1 pseudogene is annotated in these 580 nt (G+C 79.7%); it reads left to right on the top strand.

The features are described 5' to 3' along the window. Window positions 1-54: 54 nt before the first annotated feature. Window positions 55-580: pseudogene (locus tag GT042_RS26610) on the top strand (hypothetical protein); the annotation flags it as partial.

Raw genomic sequence — 580 nt, 5'->3', positions numbered from 1 at the left:
CCGAGCACGGCCGTGGGTACGCCCCCGTCCCGGGGCGCGGCCCGGAGCGCGACCGTGGGTACGCCCCCGGGGACAGCCACGGACGCGGACCAGCGCCCGGCCCTGGGCACGGACCCGAATGCGGACGCCGGTACGGCCCCGGGCACGGACCCGAACGCGGCCGCCGGTACGGCCCTGGGCAGAGACGCGAATGCGGACGCCCGTACGACCCCGGGCACAGACCCCAATCCGGACGCCGGTAGGGCCCCGGGCACAGACCCCAACGCGGACGCCCACACGACCCCGGGTCCGGCGCCGGACGCGGGTACGGACCCCGGTCCGGGCACGAAGCGGAACGCGGACCCCGGCCCAGGCGCGAAGCGATGCGCGGACCCCGGCCCAGGCGCGGACCGGAGCCCCGCTCCCGGCACGGCCCCGGTGACCACCCCCGGCACCGGCCAGGCCGCCCCGTGGGACGCCACATCCACCACGGACGCCCCGGCCCAGAACGCCCCGTCCGACCCGGCCGTACACGCCGACCCCTCCGCCCGGGTCGCGGACACCACCCCCGCCGCCACCTCTGACACCCCGTCCGCACCCG

Source organism: Streptomyces sp. SID3212 (genome assembly GCF_009865405.1).
In the GTDB taxonomy this organism is placed as follows: Bacteria; Actinomycetota; Actinomycetes; order Streptomycetales; family Streptomycetaceae; genus Streptomyces.
Note: the sequence above shows the minus strand (reverse complement) of the source record. Positions and strands in the feature narration are given on the sequence as shown.